This is a genomic window from Roseococcus sp. SYP-B2431, assembly GCF_004336745.1.
GTDB lineage: Bacteria > Pseudomonadota > Alphaproteobacteria > Acetobacterales > Acetobacteraceae > Roseococcus.
In genome coordinates, this window is record NZ_SJXD01000025.1 from 241,326 (window position 1) to 258,245 (window position 16,920).

Genomic DNA, 16,920 nt, shown 5'->3' on the forward strand with positions numbered 1-16,920 from the left:
CAAGGGCTCACGACGAGCCTCTAGCCCGTCGTCTTGCGGGCGTGATCCGCGCTTCCGGCCGCGATCATGCCCTAGCCCGCCCGCTGCCGGGCGATGTGCCCGGCCAGGCTGCGCAGGGAGGCGAAAATGCGGTGGTTCCGCTCGTCGTCCGAGCGCAGCTGGACGCCGTAGGTCTTGGAGATGACCAGCGACATCTCCAGCGCATCGATGGAATCCAGGCCGAGCCCCTCCCCGAAGAGCGGGGCCTCCGGGTCGATCTCCTCGGGCGGGATCTCCAGGGAGAGGGCGCCGACGATCAGCCGCGCGACTTCGGACTCGAAAAGATCGGCGGACTGCGCCTGCAGTGCCGTGGCGTCCTGGGTGGTCATGGGCTCCCCGCAAGGGTGATGGCAGTTCAGCGCTGCACCAACACCGATGGTTGAGTGCCAACCCCAACTTTCATAGCAGAGCCCGCGCGGCTCCCGCAACGCCGGGCACATCCGCTGGACATCCGCTCATCGCCGTTCCGCGACCAGCATGACGTTGGGCAGGGGGGTCCAGCCCCAGCAGGGCCGGACCCGGGTGACGAATCCCTGCCGGCGCAGCGGCTCGGCGATCTGCTCGACCGGCAGGGGCCGGAAGTCCGAGCCGTCTCCGCGCAGCCGGCGGCCGGCCTCCTCCATCGCGCTGCCCAGCCGGGCGCGCCAGCCGCAATCGGGATCGAAGGCACGGATCACCACCCGTTGGCGCGCCGCCGCGGCCATCCGGCCGACGAGATCCAGCTGGGCGGCGGCCGGCATCTGCAGCAGCACGTCGAAGATCAGCACGGTGTCGCAGGCCGGAACCGGCGCCAGGCCGAGGTCGGCCGCCTCGAACCGGGCCGGGAGGCCCTGCGCCGCCCGATTCGCGTCGCGGATCTTGCCGGCATCGAGGTCCAGGCCCGCGACGCTCTCGGCCAGGCCCGCCAGCAGCAGGGCGAGCCCCACCTGGCCGCGGCCGCAGCCGAGATCCGCCACCCGGCCGAAGCCGCCCGCCTCCGCCGCCAGCCGCAGGACCGCGGTGGTGGCGGGGTCGGTCAGGAGCTTGCCCCGGACGAAGCCGCGGGCGTAGCGCGATGTGCCGGCGTAGCGGCCCACCACGCGCGCGGCGAGCGGCCGCAGCTCCGGCACGGCCACGGCCGTCATGGGCGGCGGGCCATGTAGGCGCGGAAGGCGCCGAGCTGGGTGTCGCAGGCCAGGTCCTGGAGGCCGGCCTCGCCCAGCTGCCGCAGGATCTCGGCGGGCGGGACGCAGGCGTCGATCGTGTCCCAGTAGTAGCGCATGAGGGTGCGCGAATCGGCGCCCAGCAGGCGGCTGAGCGCGGGGACGACCCGCCCCACATAGGCCTTCACCAGGGCATAGCCGATCCGGCTCTCCGGCCGGGCGATCTCCATCACCAGCACGCGTCCGCCGGGGCGCAGCACCCGCCGGAACTCGGCGAAGAGGAGCCGGAGGTCCGTCACATGCCGCAGGGCGTAGCCCATGCTGACGAAGTCCAGGCTGGCGTCGGCCAGGGGCAGCTCCTCCGCGCGGGACTGGATGAGGGGGATCGCCAGCGCCCGCCGCGCCTCGCCCAGCATGCCGAGGCTGAGGTCCAGGCCGATCACGTCTGCCGGACGGTCCAGGATGGCCAGCCCCTCGCGGGCCACGAGGCCGGTGCCGACCGCGACGTCGAGCATCCGGTCCCCCGGCTTCAGCCCCGCGCGCAGCAGCGCCCGCCGGCGGTACCAGCCGCCCGAGCCGAAGGAGAGGACGCCGTTGATCCGGTCGTAGGAATGCGCGGTGCGGTCGAAGAGGTCGCGGACGAAGCCGGCACGGGCCTGCGGCGCGCGGTAATAGCCGAGCAGCGGGGCATGCGGCGCGCCGGTTCCGGCCTCCAGATCCTTGGTCAAGCCCGTCACGCGTCCTCACCTTCATCCCGTCGTCTCTTTCCGAGCCGACCCGGCGGAAGATAACATGGGGCGCTGCCGCCACCACCCGCCCGATGACGAAGCCTGGGCAACGACCCGACAACACGGCCACGAATCGAAGAACGATGGAAGAGACGACGCCGCCAGGAGGAGGGGGCCATAGGCAGGGTCCAGGGCAGGGGCGGCAGCGGCAGGGATTCCTGACCGCGCTCTATTTCCGCCTGGCCTTCTACTTCTGCCTCGCCGTCTTCGGCATCAGCTGCCTCGCCTGGAGCCTCCCGGCCTCCCTGGTCTATCTGCTGCTGCCCCCGGGGCCCGCCCGACGGCATGGCCAGCGCGTCGGGCAGTTCGGCATCGCCTATGGCTTCCGCTGGTCGCTCTGGGTCATGCGGATGACGGGCGTGCTGCGCGCCGATCTCCGCGCCCTGGACGCCCTGCGGCACGAGCCCGGCCTCGTCATCGCCGCCAACCACCCCACCATGCTGGACGCGGTGCTGCTGATCTCGCGGCTGCCGAAGGTGGTGTGCATCACCAAGGCGGCCCTGTGGGACAGCCTCTTCCTCGGCGGCGGCATCCGGCTGGCGGGCTATGTGCGCAACGACGCGCCGCTGGCCATGATCCGCGATGCGGCGGAGGCCGTCCGAAGGGGGAGGCAGCTCATGATCTTTCCCGAGGGATCCCGCACCGCGGTCCCGCCGGTGGACCCGATGCACCGCAGCTTCGCCGTCATGGCCAGCGCCGCCCGGGCGCCGGTGCAGACGGTGCTGATCGAGGCCGACAACCCCTACCTCTCCAAATCCTGGCCGCTGCTGCGGCCGCCGGTCCTGCCGCTGGTCTTCCGCGTCCGGCTCGGGCGGCGCTACGAGGTCGGCGCCGATTCGCAGGCCTTCCTGGAGCGGCTGGAGGATTACTTCCGCGCCGAGCTGGCGCCCGCCTGAGCCGCCCTGCGCCTTCGCGAACGAATGATCGAGAGCATGATTCACCCGTCTGACCCTCCTGAGCCGAAGGCCCTGGTGCTCATCCCCAGCTACGACAGCGGGATGAAGCTGATGGAGACGGTGCGCGCGGCCCGCGCCGAATGGCCGGACGTCTGGGTCGTGGTGGACGGCAGCACCGACGGCAGCGACGCCCCGGTGCGCGAGGCCGCCGCCGGCGACCCTGGCCTGCGCGTGCTCCTCCTGCCGCGCAATTCCGGCAAGGGCGCGGCCGTGCTGCACGGGATGCGGGCGGCGATGGCGGAAGGCTTCACCCATGCGCTCACCATGGATGCCGACGGCCAGCACCCGGCCGCGCTGATCCCGGCCTTCCTGGACGCGGCCCTGGCTGCGCCGGACGCCATGATCCTGGGCCTCCCCGTCTTCGGCGAGGACGCGCCGCAGCTGCGGGTGCGCGGACGCAGGATCTCCAACTGGTGGGCCAATGTGGAGACGGCCGGCCTCGGCATCGGCGATTCGCTCTTCGGCTTCCGCGTCTATCCGATCGCGCCCCTGGTCCGGATCATGGAGCGCAACCCCTGGATGCGCCGTTTCGACTTCGATCCGGAGGCGGCGGTGCGGCTGTGCTGGGCCGGCGTCCGGCCGGTCAACATGAGCGCGCCGGTGCGCTACCTGCGGCCCGAGGAGGGCGGCGTCTCGCATTTCCGCTACGGGCGGGACAACCTTTTGCTCACCTTCATGCACCTCCGGCTGGTCCTGGGGATGCTCTGGCGGCTGCCCTGGCTGCTCAGGCGCCGGGGGGCGGCAGCGCGATCGCGGTAAGGCCCTGCTCCGCGATCCGGCGTAGCAGGCCGGGGAGCACGTCGAGCACGGGCAGATGCCCCCCGACGGCCTCTCCAGGACGGCGGGACAGGGAGCCGTCATGCAGCAACAGGATGTCGCCCGCCGCCAGCCCGTCCGCGAGGCGCGCGAGCACCCGTTCCGGCGGTCTGCGCCGCGTGTCCAGGCCCCGCCGCGTCCAGGAGACAAGGCGGAGCCCCTCGGCCGCCAGCGCGGGATCGAGCAGCGGGTTGCGCAGGCCCATGGGCGCGCGGAAGTAGCGCGGCGCCTGGCCGCAGGCGTCGAGGATGGCGTCCTGCGCCCGGCGGATCTCGCGCCACTGGGCCACCGGCCCCATGCAGGCGAAGCCATAGGGATGGCCGTGCGTGTGGTTCTCGACGCCATGGCCACGGCGCAGTGTCTCGCGCAGCAGCGCGGGATGCCGCTCGGCGCGGCGACCGAGGACGAAGAAGCTGGCCTTCGCGCCCTGGGCGTCGAGCAGGTCCAGCACCCGGGGCGTGACCTCCGGGTCCGGTCCGTCGTCGAAGGTCAGGGCCACGCGCGCCCCATGTCCCTCGGGCAGGCGCGTCAGGTTGGGGCCGAGCATGGCGCTGCGCGGGTGCATGCCGCAGGTCAGGGCCGCATGGTTCAGCGCCAGGAGGCCGAGCAGCGGCGGCCAGAGCTGCGGCATCGCCGCCAGGACGGCGGCGCCGGCGCCGTGCGCCACCAGCGAGGCGGTGATGGCCGGGGAGGGGGACCACCGCGCCAGGCCGCGCCGGAACTCCCCGAGGCTGGCGGGAGGCGGCGCGGGGAGGCTTTGGACGATGTCGATCCCCTTGCCCTCAGGCCGGCTGCTTCGCCAGGAGGCCCTGGCGGTGCAGCTCCTCGGCGATCTGCACGGCGTTCAGCGCGGCGCCCTTGCGCAGGTTGTCGCTGACGCACCAGAAGGCCAGGCCGTGCGGCACGGTCGGATCCTTGCGCAGGCGGGAGATGAAGACCTCGTCGTCGCCGGCCGCGTCGAGCGGCGTGATGTAGCCGGCGTCCTCGCGCTTGTCGAAGACCGAGACGCCCGGTGCCTTCTTCAGGGCCGCGGTCGCCTGGGCCACGCTGATCGGGTTCTCGAATTCGACATGGATTGCCTCGGCATGGCCGATGAACACCGGCACCCGCACGCAGGTGGCGATGACCTGGATGTCGGGGTCGAGGATCTTCCGGGTCTCCACCGACATCTTCCATTCCTCCTTGGTCGCGCCGTCCTCCATGAACTTGTCGATGTGGGGGATGACGTTGAAGGCGATCGGCTTGGTGAACTGCTCGGCCGTCGGAAAATCGTTCACGAAGCTGCCCTTGGTCTGCATGAAGAGCTCGTCCATGCCCTCCTTCCCGGCGCCCGAGACGGACTGGTAGGTCGAGACCACGACGCGCTTCACCTTCGCGAGGTCGTGCAGCGGCTTGAGCGCCACCACCATCTGGATGGTGCTGCAATTCGGGTTGGCGATGATGTTGCGCTTGCGGAAGCGGGCCAGCGCCTGCGGATTCACCTCGGGCACGACCAGCGGCACGCCCGGCTCCATGCGGAACTGGCTGGTGTTGTCGATGACGACGCAGCCCTGCTCGGCGGCGCGCGGCGCGTGAATGGCGGAGACGGCGGCGCCCGGGCTGAAAAGCGCGATGTCGGTGCCGGTGAAGTCGTAGGTCTCCAGGTTGCGGATCTTCAGCACCTGATCGTCGCCGAAGCTGACCTGCTGGCCGGTCGAGCGCGGCGAGGCGAGGGCGACCACCTCCGAGACCGGAAATTTCCGCTCGGCCAGGATCTTCAGCAGCTCGCGCCCCACCGCCCCGGTGGCACCCACGATCGCGACCCGATAGGCCATGGCATCATCTCCAGAAGGTCAGGGGCGGGCTTTACGCCTTCGGGGCCAACCGCGTCCAGCAATCGGGGTTCTTGAAGGACCCGGGCAATCTTGCCATCTTCGGGGGGCCGGCGAAGTGCCGGCCCAAGTTAGGGAGTCACATCATGGCCTGGAAAAAGCCCCGCATCGTCGAAGTGTCGCTGGCACTCGAGATCAACAGCTACGCCTGCGCCGAGATCGGTTGAGAGTCTTGCCCAGGCGATGAGCCTGGGCCTTTCACATGCTGCGCGCGATCGTGCTGGGCGCGGGGGCCGGAGGCGGCTTCCCGCAGTGGAACTCGGCTGGTCCGGGCTGCCGGCGCGCGCGTTCGGGCGATGCCCTGGCCAAGCCCCGGACCCAGGCCTCGCTGGCCGTCAGCGCCGATGGCGCGCATTGGGTGGTGGTGAACGCCTCGCCCGACCTGCGCCAGCAGATCGCCGCCACGCCGGCGCTGCATCCCCGCGATGAACCCCTGCGCAACTCGCCCATCGCCGCCGTGGTGCTGACGGGGGCGGAGGTGGACACGCTGGCCGGCCTTCTCACGCTGCGCGAGCGCCAGCCCTTCCGGCTTTTCGCCGCCGCGCCCGGCCTCGCGGTGCTGGATGAGAATCCCATTTTCCGCGCCCTCAACCCCGGTTTCGTGACGCGGGAGAAAATGGCGCTGGAAACCCGCTTCGATCCGGTCGCGGGCCTGACCTTCGAGGCCTATCCGGTTCCCGGGAAGGTCCCGCTCTTCGCCGAGGCCGGCGAGGATCCGGGCGTGGCGGAGGACGGCGAGGCGGTCGGCCTCGCGATCTCGGCCGGCGGCGCCACGCTGCACTATATCCCCGGCTGCGCGATGATGACGGAGGCGCTGTCCCGCCGGCTGCGCGGCGCGGCCTGCGTGCTGTTCGACGGCACGCTCTTCGCCGACGACGAGATGATCGTCGCCGGCGCGGGCCCGAAGACCGGCCGCCGCATGGGCCACATGCCCATGACGGGCGAGGGCGGCTCGCTGGAGGCCTTCGAGGGGCTGGGCGTCTCCCGCCGCGTCTATGTCCATCTTAACAACACGAACCCGGCCCTGCTGGACGACAGCCCGGAGCGCGCGCATCTCGCCGCGAAGGGCTGGGAGGTCGCCGAGGACGGGATGGAGATCACGCTGTGACGCTGCTCAGCCCTGAGGAACTGGAAGCCGAGCTCCGCGCGATCGGTGCCGAGCGCTACCACATTCTGCACCCCTTCCACCGGCTGCTGCACACGGGGAAGCTGACGAAGCCGCAGGTCCAGGCCTGGGCGCTCAACCGCTACTACTACCAGGCCAGCATCCCGGCGAAGGACGCCTCGCTCCTCGCGCGCCTGCCCACGACCGACCTGCGCCGCGAATGGCGCCGCCGCATCGAGGACCATGACGGCGACGGCTCCAAGCCCGGCGGCGTGGAGCGCTGGCTGGTGTTGACCGACGGCCTCGGCCTCGATCGCGACTATGTCGTCTCGCTGCAGGGCTTGCTGCCCGGCACGCGCTATGCCGTCGACGCCTATGTCCATTTCGTGCGGGAGAAGAGCGTCCTGGAGGCCATCGCCTCCTCGCTGACGGAAATGTTCTCCCCGAATATCATCCAGGAGCGCGTCGCCGGCATGCTGCGCGGCTACGACTTCGTGAGCGAAGCGACGCTGGCCTATTTCACGCCCCGCCTGACCCAGGCGCCGCAGGACGTGGATTTCGCGCTGGGCTACGTGAAGCGGCACGCCGACACGCGCGAGAAGCAGGAGCTCTGCCTCGCCGCGCTGCGCTTCAAATGCGACTTGCTCTGGGCGCAGCTCGACGCGCTGCACTTCGCCTATGTCGCGCCCGCTCTGCCGCCGCCGGGCGCCTGGCGGCCATGAGGCTCTTGGCCGCCGATTCACGCCTCCGGGCTTGCGCCCTCCGGCGATCGGAGGCCGGATGCGCCGCCGATCCACGCCTTCGGGCTCGCGCCCGGCGATCGGAGGCGATGTGATCCCGAAATTCGGCCCCGGCGTCCGCCTGCAGGAGGACAAGGCCCGGGCGCGCTGGATCGTGATGGCGCCGGAGCGTATGTTCCTCCCCGACGAGACCGCGCTGGAGGTGCTGCGCCTCGTGGACGGCACGCGCGACGAGGGCGCCATCGTTGCCTTGCTCGCGGAAAAATTCGCGGCGCCCGCCGAGGAGATCCGAGCCGATGTCGCCGAGATGCTGCGTGACCTGATCGCCAAGGGCGCGCTCCGGGAATGAGCGCGATCGAGCCTCCGCTGGCGCTGCTCGCGGAGCTCACGCATCGCTGCCCGCTGCGCTGCCCCTATTGCTCCAACCCGACCGAGCTGGCGCGCGCGAAGGACGAGCTGACCACCGCCGAATGGGCGCGCGTCTTCCGTGAGGCGGCCGCGCTCGGCTGCCTCCAGCTCCATCTCTCCGGCGGCGAGCCGACGGCGCGGCGCGACATCGTCGAGATCACCGCGGCCGCGCGCGAGGCCGGGCTCTACAGCAACCTCATCACCGCCGGCGTGCTGCTCAACGCGGCGCTGATGGCGCGCCTCGTCGAGGCCGGGCTCGACCATGTGCAGCTCTCCGTCCAGGACGCCGACGAGGCGGGGGCCGAGCGCATCGGCGGGATGCGCGGCGCCCAGGAGAAGAAGCGCCAGGCGGCCGCGCTCGTGCGCGCATCGGGCCTGCCGCTCACGCTCAACGCCGTCGTCCACCGGCAGAACCTGCACAACCTGCCGCAGCTGATCGATATCGCGCTGGACTGGGGCGCGCAGCGGCTCGAGGTCGCGCATGTGCAGTATTACGGCTGGGCGCTGGCCAATCGCGACGCGCTGCTGCCCACGCGCGCGCAGCTCGATGTCGCGACCCGGCTCGTGGAGGAGGCGCGGTCGGCGCATCGCGGCCGTCTCGTCATCGACTACGTGGTGCCGGACTACCACGCCGCGCGTCCGAAGGCCTGCATGGGCGGCTGGGGGCGGCGCTTCCTGGCGGTCTCGCCGATGGGCGAGGTGCTGCCCTGCCATGCGGCGAAATCCATCGCGGGGATGCGCTTTCCGAACATCCGCGACAGCTCGCTGGAAGACGCCTGGACCGGCAGCGACGCCTTCAACGCCTTCCGCGGAACGGCCTGGATGCCGCCGCCCTGCCGGGGCTGCGCGCATGCCGAGCGCGACTGGGGCGGCTGCCGCTGCCAGGCCTTCGCGCTGACGGGCGATGCCGCCGCCACCGATCCGGCCTGTGCGCTCTCGCCGAGCCACGGGCTGCTGGCGGCCGCCGTCGCCGAGGCTGGCGAGGCCCGATTCCGGTACCGCGAATTCTCCTGACCGGCGCGCGGCGCCGAAGGACGGACTTGCAACCCTGGCGGTTTCGGCCTTCCATTCCGGGGCATGCCCGCGGGGCAGCAGGGAGAGAAATCATGAACACAAAACGCCTTCTGCTCGGCATGGCCGCGGCGCTGATCGTCGGGCCGGCCCTCGCGCAGCAGCCCGCGCCCGCCGTCCCGGGATGGGCCGTGGGCCGCCCAGAGGGCTCCACCCTCGCCCCGCACGGGCCGACGCTGACGGTGACGCCGGTCGACCGCCTGCCGGTCGCCGCGCTGCGGCTGCCGGAGGGCTTCTCCGCCGCCGTCTTCGCGCATGGCATCCCCGGCGCGCGCGCCATGGCGGAAGGCCCGAACGGCACGATCTTCGCCGGAAGCCGCGTGATCGGCCGCGTCTACGCCATCACCCGCAATGCCGACGGCAGCACGCGCACCCGCGTCATCGCGCAGGGGCTGAACAACCCGAACGGCATCGTGATGGCGGGGAACAACCTCTACGTCCTCGCGCTCAACCGCGTGCTGCGCTTCGACAATATCGAGGCCAATCTCGACAATGTCCCCGCGCCGGTCGAACTGACGCAGGCCTTCGGCCTGCCGGGCGAGGCGGACCATGGCGGCAACCATTTCTGGAAGGTCGCGTCGCTCGGGCCGGACAATCGGATCTATACGAATGTCGGCGCGCCCTGCAACATCTGCAGCGTCGACCGCGACCGCTTCGCGCTACTGGTCTCCTTCAACCTGGACGGCAGCGACCGCCGGATCGAGGCGCGCGGCGTGCGCAACAGCGTGGGCCTCGCGCATCACCCGGTGACGCGTGAGCTCTGGGCCACCAATCACGGCCGCGACTGGGCGGGGAACGATACCCCGCAGGACACGCTGATCCGGGTGCGTCGCAGCGGCGAGGATCATGGCTATCCCTTCTGCGTCGGCAGCTGGGCCGACCCGCAGGAGAATGCCGGGCGCAACTGCGGCGAATTCGCCCAGCCCGCGGCCCTTCTCGGCGGCCACACGGCGCCGATCGGCATGCGCTTCTACACCGGCACGATGTTCCCCGAGCAGTATCGCAACCAGGCCTTCATCGCCCTTCGCGGCTCCTGGAACCGGGAGCAGCTGAGCGGCTACGACGTGGTGGTGGCGAAACTCGACGCGCAGGGCAATGTGACCGGCGTCGAGCCCTTCATGACCGGCCTGCGTGACGACGCCAACCAGCGCTTCCTCGGCCGTCCGGTGGATGTCCAGGTGCTGCGTGACGGGTCCATGCTGGTCGCGGACGAGCAGATGGGTGCGATCTACCGCATCACCTATCGCCAGTGATGCTTCGAATGCTGGCGGCGGCCGTCCTGGCCGCCGCCATTCCTGGGGCGGCGCCGGCGCAGGATGCGCATCGGGGTGCCGAGCTGGCCCGCCAGACCTGTCTCATGTGCCATGGCGAGAACGGCCGCAGCCAGACGGAGGACATCCCCTCGCTGGCCGGGCAGCCGGCGGATTTCATCACGCTGCAGATGATCCTGTTCCGCGAGGGCACCCGCCAGGTGCCCGTGATGAACGAGTTTGCCGCCCATATGCCGGACAAGGACATCGAGGATCTCGCCGCCTTCTTCGCCAGCCTGCCGCCTGGCCCGCCGGACGATCGCCGGGCGCGCGATGCCGCGCTCTACGCCGCCGGCCAGGCGCTGGTCGGGCCGCGCAATTGCGGCGTGTGCCACGTGTCCGACTTCGGTGGCCGGGCGCAGATCCCGCGCATCGCGGCGCAGCGCGAGGAGTTCCTGGCCCGCTCGATGATGGAGTACCGCGACGGCCGGCGCGCCGGCGCCGACACGCAGATGAACGGCGCCGTCGTCGGGCTGTCCGACGCGGATATCGCTGCGCTCGCGCATTTCCTGGCGCAGCAGGACTGATCGCGGCATCGCGGAGGGCGAGTTGAGCCGCCGCTTCGCCCGGTCTATCCCTGGCCGCCATGGACTCGCTCCCCCAGCAGAATGAGGGCCCGCTCGCGGCCTATCGCGCCCGCGTCGCCGAAGGCGCGCTGCGCGCCGACCCGGCCCAGGCCCATGCGGCCGAGATCCTGCAGGCGCTGTGGCGCAACCTGCGCGGCTACGCCCCGACGCCCGCGGCCCCGGAGCCGCGCGGCTTCCTGGGAAAGCTCTTCGGTGGCAAGCGCGGCTCGGGCGACCTCGCGGCGCCCGAGGGCACTCCGGAGGGGCTCTATCTCGTGGGCGCCGTCGGGCGCGGAAAATCCATGCTGATGGACCTCTTCTTCGAGACGGCCGAGGTCCCGCGCAAGCGCCGCATCCATTTCCACGCCTTCATGCAGGAGGCGCACGGCCGCATCCACGCCTGGCGCCGCGCCCATCCCGGCAGCGACGACCCCATCCCGCCGCTGGCCGACCAGATCGCCGGCGAGGCATCGCTGCTCTGCTTCGACGAGTTCCAGGTCCACGACATCACGGACGCCATGATCCTGGGCCGGCTCTTCGAGGCGCTCTTCGCCCGCGGCGTGGTGATGGTGGCCACCAGCAACACGGCCCCGCAGGATCTCTTCAAGGGCAAGCCGGGCCGGGACGCCTTCCTGCCCTTCATCGCCCTGATCCAGTCGCGGGTGGAGGTCTTCTACCTCGAATCCGCCCAGGACTACCGGCGCGAGCGCATCCGCGGCCTGCCGACCTGGCACCACCCGGTCAACGGCCGGTCCGAGCGCGCGCTGGACGCCGCCTTCGAGGAGCTGACCGGCTCGCCGCATGGCGAGCCCGCCAGCCTCCAGGTGCTGGGCCGCACCGTTCCGGTGGGCGAGGCGGCGCGGGGGGTGGCGCGCACCTCCTTCGACGAGCTCTGCGGCCGCCCGCTCGGCGCCGCCGATTACCTCGCGGTGGCGACGCATTTCCACACGCTGGTGCTGGACGGCATCCCGCGACTCGGGCCGGAGAATTTCGACCGGGCGCGGCGATTCATCACCCTGGTCGACGCGCTCTACGAGCATCGCTGCAAGCTCGTCGCCTCGGCGGAAGCGGGGCCGGACCAGCTTTACGAGCAGGGCGAGAACGCCGCCATGTTCGAGCGGACCGCCTCGCGGCTGATGGAAATGCAAAGCCAGGAATATTTAGGGTTGCCTCACTTGCCCTGACGTAATACGCCGTAACACGAAAGTGTCGCGTCTGTTGCGCGGCGATGTCGTGTAGGTCGCGCGCCATCGGTGCATGACAGGTTGGGAATCGGGGGATTCATGCGGAAACTGATCGGGGGCCTGCTGGGCCTGTGCCTTATGGCTGCACTCGTGCCGGTGGAGGCTTCGGCCCGAACCGACGCCAGGGCCAGCGCGCAACCAGCCAACTCCTCCCGGTCGGTCTCCAGCCGGCAGGCCGCCAGCCGGCCTTCCGCTCCGCAGGCCTCCCGCTCCACCGTGCGCAGTGCTCCGCGAGCCTCCCGCTCCGCGGCGCGCAGCCCCGATCGTGCCACGACCGCTCGGGCGGCGGCGCCGTCCCGCCAGGCCACGGCCGGGCGCTCCGGCCGCAGCGGCCGTGACACCGCCTCTGTGTCGCGCAGCCGGGGCCGCGACTCCTTCGTATCCGCCCGGGGCAATCGCGGCATGAACAGCCGCTTGGCCGCCGCCGTGCCCTACGGGCGCTCCGCCGTGGTGCCGCAGGGTCGCGGCCTGCGCCGCACCGCCATGGCCTCCTGCTCCTCGCGCAACGGCCGCCGCACTTGCACCACGACGACGGCCTCGCGCGGCGAGGTGATGCGCTGGACCGGCGGCCTGGCGCCGGCCGCGATGAGCCAGTCGGCCTGCCCGGACGGCACCATCGCCACCATGGCCATCGGCCACAACGACATCACGCGCTGCGTTCCGCTCTGAGGATCGGCGCAGCCTCAAGGCCGGAGGACCGGCCGGCCGGCCTGGACTTCTGTCCGGACAAGATCGTGCTACGCTCCTACTGAACCCGGCCGGTCGGGCCGGGCGCTGGAGGAGACGATCCGATGCGCCGCCGAAGCGCGTTCGTGGCCATGGCTGCGGCCCTCGCACCCGCGGCCGCTCCCCGGCCGGCCCTCGACCAAACCTGGCCCACGCGGCCGATCCGGCTGATCCTGCCCTATCCGCCGGGCGGCGGCACCGACACGCTGGCCCGGCCCTGGGCCGAGCGGATGCGCCTGAAGCTGGGCCAGCCGCTGGTCATCGAGAACCGCGGCGGCGGGGCCACCAATATCGGCATGGAGATCGCCGCGCGCACGGCGCCGGACGGCCACTCGCTCATCATCAACACGGACAATGTCGCGCTCTTCCCGCATCTCTACCAGCGGCTCGGCTACGACCTGTTCCGCGACTTCGCCGCGGTCAGCTACCTGGCGGCCTCGCCGCTCGTTCTGGCCGCCAATCCGGCCGTGCCGGCGGCGACGCTGCAGGACGTCGTGGCGCTGCTACGGCGCGAGCCTGACCAGTGGGTCTTCGCCAATCCGAGCATCGGCTCGCCCCACCACCTGGGCTTCGAGCTCCTCGCGCGCGAGGCGGGACTCCGGATGGTCCAGGCCGAGTACCGCGGCGGCGGCCCGGCCCTGGCCGAAGTTCTGGCTGGGCATGTGCATCTGGGCTGCTTCACCCTGGGCGCGGTGAATCCGCATATCCAGGCCGGGCGGCTGCGGGCCTATGCGGTGCTCCAGCCGGCGCGCTCCGCGGCCGCGCCCCGGATCCCGACCACGGCAGAAGCCGGCTATCCCGCGGTGGTGAACTCCCTGCGCTTCGTGCTCCTGGCCCCGGCCGGGACGCCCGCGCAGATCGTCCGCCGGCTGCACGCCGCCACCTCGGAGGCGATGGCCGAGCCCGCGCTGCGCGGCCAGCTGGCCCGCGCCGGCTTCGACGTGATGACCGGCACGCCCGAGGAGGCCACCGCCCTCCTGCGCGAGGAGAAGGCGCGCTGGGCGCCGATCCTCCCCGGGCTCAACCTGCGGCTGGATTGACCGGGATGCGTCCCGGCACCGAGGGCGACGCCCGCCGGGTGCTGGATGTGGTGAAGTCGGGGCCAGGCCCGGTTCCGCCCTGGGCCGGAGGCGGCTTCGGCGCCGAATCCCGCCGCCTTGCCGGGGTCGCGACACGGGAGTAACTCTCCGGCCTTCGAAAGGCATTCAGGGAAACCCCATGGCCCGCAGCAAGATCGCCCTCATCGGCGCCGGCAATATCGGCGGCACGCTCGCCCATCTGATCGGCCTGAAGGAGCTGGGCGACATCGTGATGTTCGACGTCTTCGGCGGCGTCGCGGCCGGCAAGGCGCTGGACATCGCCCAGTCGAGCCCGGTGGACGGCTTCGACGCCGAGCTCTCCGGCGGCGCCGACTACAGCGCCATTAAGGGCGCGGACGTGATCATCGTCACCGCCGGCTTCCCCCGCATGCCGGGCATGAGCCGCGACGACCTGCTGACCAAGAACGCCGGCGTGATGGGCCAGGTGGCCGAGGGCATCAAGACCTATGCCCCCGACGCCTTCGTGATCTGCATCACCAACCCGCTCGACGTCATGGTCTGGGCGCTGCAGCAGAAGTCGGGCCTGCCGGCGAACAAGGTCGTGGGCATGGCCGGCGTGCTGGACAGCAGCCGCTTCCGCCTCTTCCTGGCGCAGGAATTCGGCGTCTCCGTCGAGGACGTGACGGCCTTCGTGCTGGGCGGCCATGGCGACACCATGGTGCCGCTGACGCGCTACTCCACCGTCGCCGGCATCCCCGTGCCCGACCTCATCAAGATGGGCTGGACGACGCAGGAGAAGATCGACGCGATCGTGACGCGCACCGCCAATGGCGGCGGCGAGATCGTGAAGCTGCTCGAGCGCGGCTCGGCCTTCTACGCCCCGGCCGCCTCGGCGATCGCCATGGCCGAGTCCTACCTGAAGGACAAGAAGCGCGTCCTGCCCTGCGCCGTGATGCTGAACGGCGAATACGGCATGAAGGACTTCTATGTCGGCGTGCCGGTCGTGATCGGCGCCGGCGGCGTGGAGAAGATCGTCGAGGTCGAGTTCCTTCCCGAGGAGAAGGCCGCCTTCGAGAAGTCCTGCGATGCGGTGAAGAAGCTCGTCGAGGACTTCAAGGCGCTCGGCGTTTAAGGGCCGCCGATGCGGGTTGCCGTGATCGCCGATGTTCACGGCAACCGCCTGGCCCTGGCGGCGGTCCTCGCCGCCGTGACGCGCGCCGCGCCCGACCTGCTGGTCGAGCTCGGCGATGCGGTGTCCGGCCCGCTCTGGCCGGCCGAGTGCTTCGAGATGCTGGCGGGCTGCGGCTCGGCCGCCGCGCTGCGCGGCAACCACGACCGCTGGGTCGCCTTCGACCCCGACGAGAAGCTGGGCGCTGTCGACGCCTTCGCCCGGGCACGTCTGACCGGGGCGCAGCGCGAGGCCCTCGGCGCCCGTCCCATGGCCTGGCGCGGCGAGGGCATCCTGGCCATGCATTCCCGGCCCGAGGACGATCTCACCTACCTCATGCAGGAGTCGACGGAGCACGGCATCCGCGAGCGGCGCCCCTCCAAGGTGGCGGCCCTGATGCCCGCGCCGTCCGGCGAGACCCTGGTGCTGACGGCCCATACCCATCGCGCCGGCTGCGTCCGGCTGCCCGACGGGCGGCTGGTGGTGAATCCCGGCTCGGTCGGGCAGCCCGCCTACAAGGACACCACACCCTTCTTCCATCGGATGGAGGCGGGCACGCCGCATGCCCGATGGGCGCTGCTGGAGCGCGAGGGCAAGGGGTGGCGCGTGGAACACCACGCCGAGGAATACGACTGGGACACCGCCGCCGCCGAGGCGCTCCGGAATGGCCGCGCCGACTGGTCGCAGTCGCTGGCCACTGGCACAATGGACTGACGTTGAGGATCCCCCACCCATGAACATCCATGAATACCAGGCGAAGGAATTGCTGCGCCGCTACGGCGTGGCCGTCCTGGAGGGCCATGTGGCCTGGACGGCCGACGAGGCCGTGCTCGCCGCCGGCAAGCTCGGCGGGCCCGTCTATGTGGTGAAGTCGCAGATCCATGCCGGCGGCCGCGGCGCGGGCCGCTTCGCCGAGGATCCGAACGGCAAGGGCGGCGTGCGCGTCGTGAAGTCGCTCGCGGAGGTCAAGGCGGCGGCCGAGGCGATGATCGGCAAGACGCTGGTCACGAAGCAGACGGGCGAGGCCGGCAAGGTCGTCAGCCGCGTCTATGTGGAGGATGGCTGCGACATCAAGCGCGAGCTGTATCTCGGCCTGCTGATCGACCGCGCGACCTCCCGCCTCACGGTCATGGCCTCCACCGAGGGCGGCATGGAGATCGAGGAGGTGGCCGAGAACCACCCCGAGAAGATCCTGAAGGTGGCGATCGACCCCGCGTCGGGCCTCTTCCCCTTCCATGCCCGCAAGCTCGCCTTCGGCCTCGGCCTCGAGGGCAAGCAGGTCGCCAGCTTCGTGAAGTTCGTGACCTCGCTCTACGGCGCCTTCCTGGAGCTCGACTGCGCCATCGTCGAGATCAACCCGCTGGTCGTGACCGGCGCGGGCGAGATCGTGGCACTGGATGCCAAGGTTTCCTTCGACGACAGCGCGCTGTTCCGCCACAAGGACCTCGAGGCCCTGCGCGACGACAGCGAGATGGACCCGAAGGAGCTGGACGCGGTCAAGCACGAGCTGAACTACGTCGCGCTCGACGGCGAGATCGGCTGCATGGTGAACGGCGCGGGCCTGGCCATGGCGACGATGGACATCATCAAGCTCTACGGCTCCTCGCCGGCGAACTTCCTGGACGTGGGCGGCACGGCCGATGCGGCGCGCGTCACCGAGGCGTTCCGGATCATCACCTCGGACGCCAATGTGAAGGCGATCCTGGTCAATATCTTCGGCGGCATCGCCAAGTGCGACATGATCGCCGAGGGCATCGTCGCCGCCAGCAAGAACCTCTCGCTGAAGGTGCCGCTGGTGGTTCGCCTCGAAGGCACCAATGTCGAGCTCGGCAAGAAGATCCTGGCCGAGAGCGGGCTGGCGATCATCCCCGCGGACAACCTGGCCGACGCCGCCCAGAAGGTCGTCGCTGCCGTGAAGAAGGCTGGCTGA

At 71.1% G+C, this 16,920-nt stretch carries 21 protein-coding genes; 16 read left to right on the plus strand and 5 right to left on the minus strand.

The window, feature by feature from the left end:
* Nucleotides 1-71: 71 nt before the first annotated feature.
* The 3 genes from EJV46_RS12475 to EJV46_RS12485 all read right to left on the minus strand — a co-directional run bounded on the left by EJV46_RS12475 (nt 72) and on the right by EJV46_RS12485 (nt 1,909).
* Nucleotides 72-368 carry a phosphopantetheine-binding protein gene (locus EJV46_RS12475; RefSeq protein ID WP_131548977.1) on the minus strand — a complete coding sequence of 99 codons (297 nt, stop codon included), beginning with the start codon at nt 366-368 and terminating at the stop codon, nt 72-74.
* Nucleotides 369-494: 126 nt separating this feature from the next.
* On the minus strand, nt 495-1,163 hold the full coding sequence (locus tag EJV46_RS12480) for a methyltransferase domain-containing protein (RefSeq protein ID WP_131548978.1): 669 nt from the start codon (nt 1,161-1,163) through the stop codon (nt 495-497).
* On the minus strand, nt 1,160-1,909 hold the full coding sequence (locus EJV46_RS12485; protein ID WP_240782531.1) for a class I SAM-dependent methyltransferase: 750 nt from the start codon (nt 1,907-1,909) through the stop codon (nt 1,160-1,162). The genes EJV46_RS12480 and EJV46_RS12485 overlap by 4 nt, the downstream gene beginning before the upstream one ends.
* Before the next feature lie 143 nt (nt 1,910-2,052).
* Between EJV46_RS12485 and EJV46_RS12490 the strand changes: the two genes are divergently transcribed.
* Nucleotides 2,053-2,865, plus strand: coding sequence for a 1-acyl-sn-glycerol-3-phosphate acyltransferase (locus EJV46_RS12490; RefSeq protein WP_165585501.1), 813 nt, complete (start codon nt 2,053-2,055; stop codon nt 2,863-2,865).
* Between the two features lie 36 nt (nt 2,866-2,901).
* The gene (locus EJV46_RS12495) at nt 2,902-3,684 is read left to right on the plus strand and encodes a glycosyltransferase family 2 protein (RefSeq protein ID WP_131548980.1); all 783 of its coding nucleotides are present in this window, start codon (nt 2,902-2,904) and stop codon (nt 3,682-3,684) included.
* Here EJV46_RS12495 and EJV46_RS12500 read toward each other — a convergent pair.
* Together EJV46_RS12500 and EJV46_RS12505 are read right to left on the minus strand one after the other, a co-directional pair.
* Nucleotides 3,650-4,408, minus strand: a complete 759-nt coding sequence (locus tag EJV46_RS12500; RefSeq protein WP_206020791.1) for a polysaccharide deacetylase family protein — start codon at nt 4,406-4,408, stop codon at nt 3,650-3,652. The genes EJV46_RS12495 and EJV46_RS12500 overlap by 35 nt on opposite strands.
* Before the next feature lie 115 nt (nt 4,409-4,523).
* Complete coding sequence (locus EJV46_RS12505) at nt 4,524-5,555, minus strand: aspartate-semialdehyde dehydrogenase (RefSeq protein ID WP_131548981.1); 1,032 nt, start codon at nt 5,553-5,555, stop codon at nt 4,524-4,526.
* A gap of 71 nt (nt 5,556-5,626) precedes the next feature.
* Between EJV46_RS12505 and pqqA the strand changes: the two genes are divergently transcribed.
* From pqqA to sucC, 14 genes are all read left to right on the plus strand, one after another.
* Entirely contained in the window at nt 5,627-5,779 is a 153-nt protein-coding gene (pqqA, locus tag EJV46_RS23045) for a pyrroloquinoline quinone precursor peptide PqqA (RefSeq protein ID WP_206020792.1), read from the plus strand.
* A gap of 35 nt (nt 5,780-5,814) precedes the next feature.
* Complete coding sequence (pqqB, locus tag EJV46_RS12515; protein WP_131548982.1) at nt 5,815-6,720, plus strand: pyrroloquinoline quinone biosynthesis protein PqqB; 906 nt, start codon at nt 5,815-5,817, stop codon at nt 6,718-6,720.
* Complete coding sequence (gene pqqC, locus EJV46_RS12520; protein ID WP_131548983.1) at nt 6,717-7,439, plus strand: pyrroloquinoline-quinone synthase PqqC; 723 nt, start codon at nt 6,717-6,719, stop codon at nt 7,437-7,439. The genes pqqB and pqqC overlap by 4 nt, the downstream gene beginning before the upstream one ends.
* A 109-nt stretch (nt 7,440-7,548) precedes the next feature.
* A complete protein-coding gene (gene pqqD / locus EJV46_RS12525) occupies nt 7,549-7,806 on the plus strand; it encodes a pyrroloquinoline quinone biosynthesis peptide chaperone PqqD (RefSeq protein WP_240782532.1) in 258 nt (85 codons plus the stop codon).
* On the plus strand, nt 7,803-8,879 hold the full coding sequence (gene pqqE, locus EJV46_RS12530; RefSeq protein WP_131548985.1) for a pyrroloquinoline quinone biosynthesis protein PqqE: 1,077 nt from the start codon (nt 7,803-7,805) through the stop codon (nt 8,877-8,879). The genes pqqD and pqqE overlap by 4 nt, the downstream gene beginning before the upstream one ends.
* A 92-nt stretch (nt 8,880-8,971) precedes the next feature.
* Nucleotides 8,972-10,189 carry a sorbosone dehydrogenase family protein gene (locus EJV46_RS12535; RefSeq protein ID WP_240782533.1) on the plus strand — a complete coding sequence of 406 codons (1,218 nt, stop codon included), beginning with the start codon at nt 8,972-8,974 and terminating at the stop codon, nt 10,187-10,189.
* An 8-nt stretch (nt 10,190-10,197) separates the two neighbouring features.
* Nucleotides 10,198-10,773 (plus strand): cytochrome c, encoded by a 576-nt coding sequence (locus EJV46_RS12540; protein ID WP_165585502.1) that lies wholly within the window; start codon nt 10,198-10,200, stop codon nt 10,771-10,773.
* A 59-nt stretch (nt 10,774-10,832) separates the two neighbouring features.
* Nucleotides 10,833-11,996, plus strand: coding sequence for a cell division protein ZapE (gene zapE, locus EJV46_RS12545; RefSeq protein WP_131548987.1), 1,164 nt, complete (start codon nt 10,833-10,835; stop codon nt 11,994-11,996).
* 462 nt (nt 11,997-12,458) lie between these two features.
* A complete protein-coding gene (locus EJV46_RS12550) occupies nt 12,459-12,725 on the plus strand; it encodes a hypothetical protein (protein WP_131548988.1) in 267 nt (88 codons plus the stop codon).
* A 122-nt stretch (nt 12,726-12,847) separates the two neighbouring features.
* Nucleotides 12,848-13,822, plus strand: a complete 975-nt coding sequence (locus EJV46_RS12555; RefSeq protein ID WP_131548989.1) for a tripartite tricarboxylate transporter substrate binding protein — start codon at nt 12,848-12,850, stop codon at nt 13,820-13,822.
* Between the two features lie 5 nt (nt 13,823-13,827).
* Nucleotides 13,828-13,965 carry a hypothetical protein gene (locus EJV46_RS22835; protein ID WP_165585503.1) on the plus strand — a complete coding sequence of 46 codons (138 nt, stop codon included), beginning with the start codon at nt 13,828-13,830 and terminating at the stop codon, nt 13,963-13,965.
* A 35-nt stretch (nt 13,966-14,000) separates the two neighbouring features.
* Nucleotides 14,001-14,954, plus strand: coding sequence for a malate dehydrogenase (gene mdh, locus EJV46_RS12560; RefSeq protein ID WP_131548990.1), 954 nt, complete (start codon nt 14,001-14,003; stop codon nt 14,952-14,954).
* 21 nt (nt 14,955-14,975) lie between these two features.
* The gene (locus EJV46_RS12565; RefSeq protein ID WP_165585504.1) at nt 14,976-15,704 is read left to right on the plus strand and encodes a metallophosphoesterase; all 729 of its coding nucleotides are present in this window, start codon (nt 14,976-14,978) and stop codon (nt 15,702-15,704) included.
* A 19-nt stretch (nt 15,705-15,723) separates the two neighbouring features.
* Entirely contained in the window at nt 15,724-16,920 is a 1,197-nt protein-coding gene (gene sucC, locus EJV46_RS12570; RefSeq protein WP_131548992.1) for an ADP-forming succinate--CoA ligase subunit beta, read from the plus strand.

Bases quoted from the DNA above. Each gene is read 5' to 3' on its own strand.
- pqqB (WP_131548982.1), top strand. From the start codon at position 5,815: ATGCTGCGCGCGATCGTGCTGGGCGCGGGGGCCGGAGGCGGCTTCCCG.
- mdh (WP_131548990.1), top strand. From the start codon at position 14,001: ATGGCCCGCAGCAAGATCGCCCTCATCGGCGCCGGCAATATCGGCGGC.
- EJV46_RS12540 (WP_165585502.1), top strand. From the start codon at position 10,198: ATGCTGGCGGCGGCCGTCCTGGCCGCCGCCATTCCTGGGGCGGCGCCG.
- EJV46_RS12475 (WP_131548977.1), bottom strand. From the start codon at position 368: ATGACCACCCAGGACGCCACGGCACTGCAGGCGCAGTCCGCCGATCTT.
- EJV46_RS12480 (WP_131548978.1), bottom strand. From the start codon at position 1,163: ATGACGGCCGTGGCCGTGCCGGAGCTGCGGCCGCTCGCCGCGCGCGTG.
- EJV46_RS12495 (WP_131548980.1), top strand. From the start codon at position 2,902: ATGATTCACCCGTCTGACCCTCCTGAGCCGAAGGCCCTGGTGCTCATC.
- EJV46_RS12550 (WP_131548988.1), top strand. From the start codon at position 12,459: ATGAACAGCCGCTTGGCCGCCGCCGTGCCCTACGGGCGCTCCGCCGTG.
- EJV46_RS12535 (WP_240782533.1), top strand. From the start codon at position 8,972: ATGAACACAAAACGCCTTCTGCTCGGCATGGCCGCGGCGCTGATCGTC.
- EJV46_RS12505 (WP_131548981.1), bottom strand. From the start codon at position 5,555: ATGGCCTATCGGGTCGCGATCGTGGGTGCCACCGGGGCGGTGGGGCGC.
- sucC (WP_131548992.1), top strand. From the start codon at position 15,724: ATGAACATCCATGAATACCAGGCGAAGGAATTGCTGCGCCGCTACGGC.
- zapE (WP_131548987.1), top strand. From the start codon at position 10,833: ATGGACTCGCTCCCCCAGCAGAATGAGGGCCCGCTCGCGGCCTATCGC.
- EJV46_RS22835 (WP_165585503.1), top strand. From the start codon at position 13,828: ATGCGTCCCGGCACCGAGGGCGACGCCCGCCGGGTGCTGGATGTGGTG.
- EJV46_RS12555 (WP_131548989.1), top strand. From the start codon at position 12,848: ATGCGCCGCCGAAGCGCGTTCGTGGCCATGGCTGCGGCCCTCGCACCC.
- EJV46_RS12490 (WP_165585501.1), top strand. From the start codon at position 2,053: ATGGAAGAGACGACGCCGCCAGGAGGAGGGGGCCATAGGCAGGGTCCA.
- pqqE (WP_131548985.1), top strand. From the start codon at position 7,803: ATGAGCGCGATCGAGCCTCCGCTGGCGCTGCTCGCGGAGCTCACGCAT.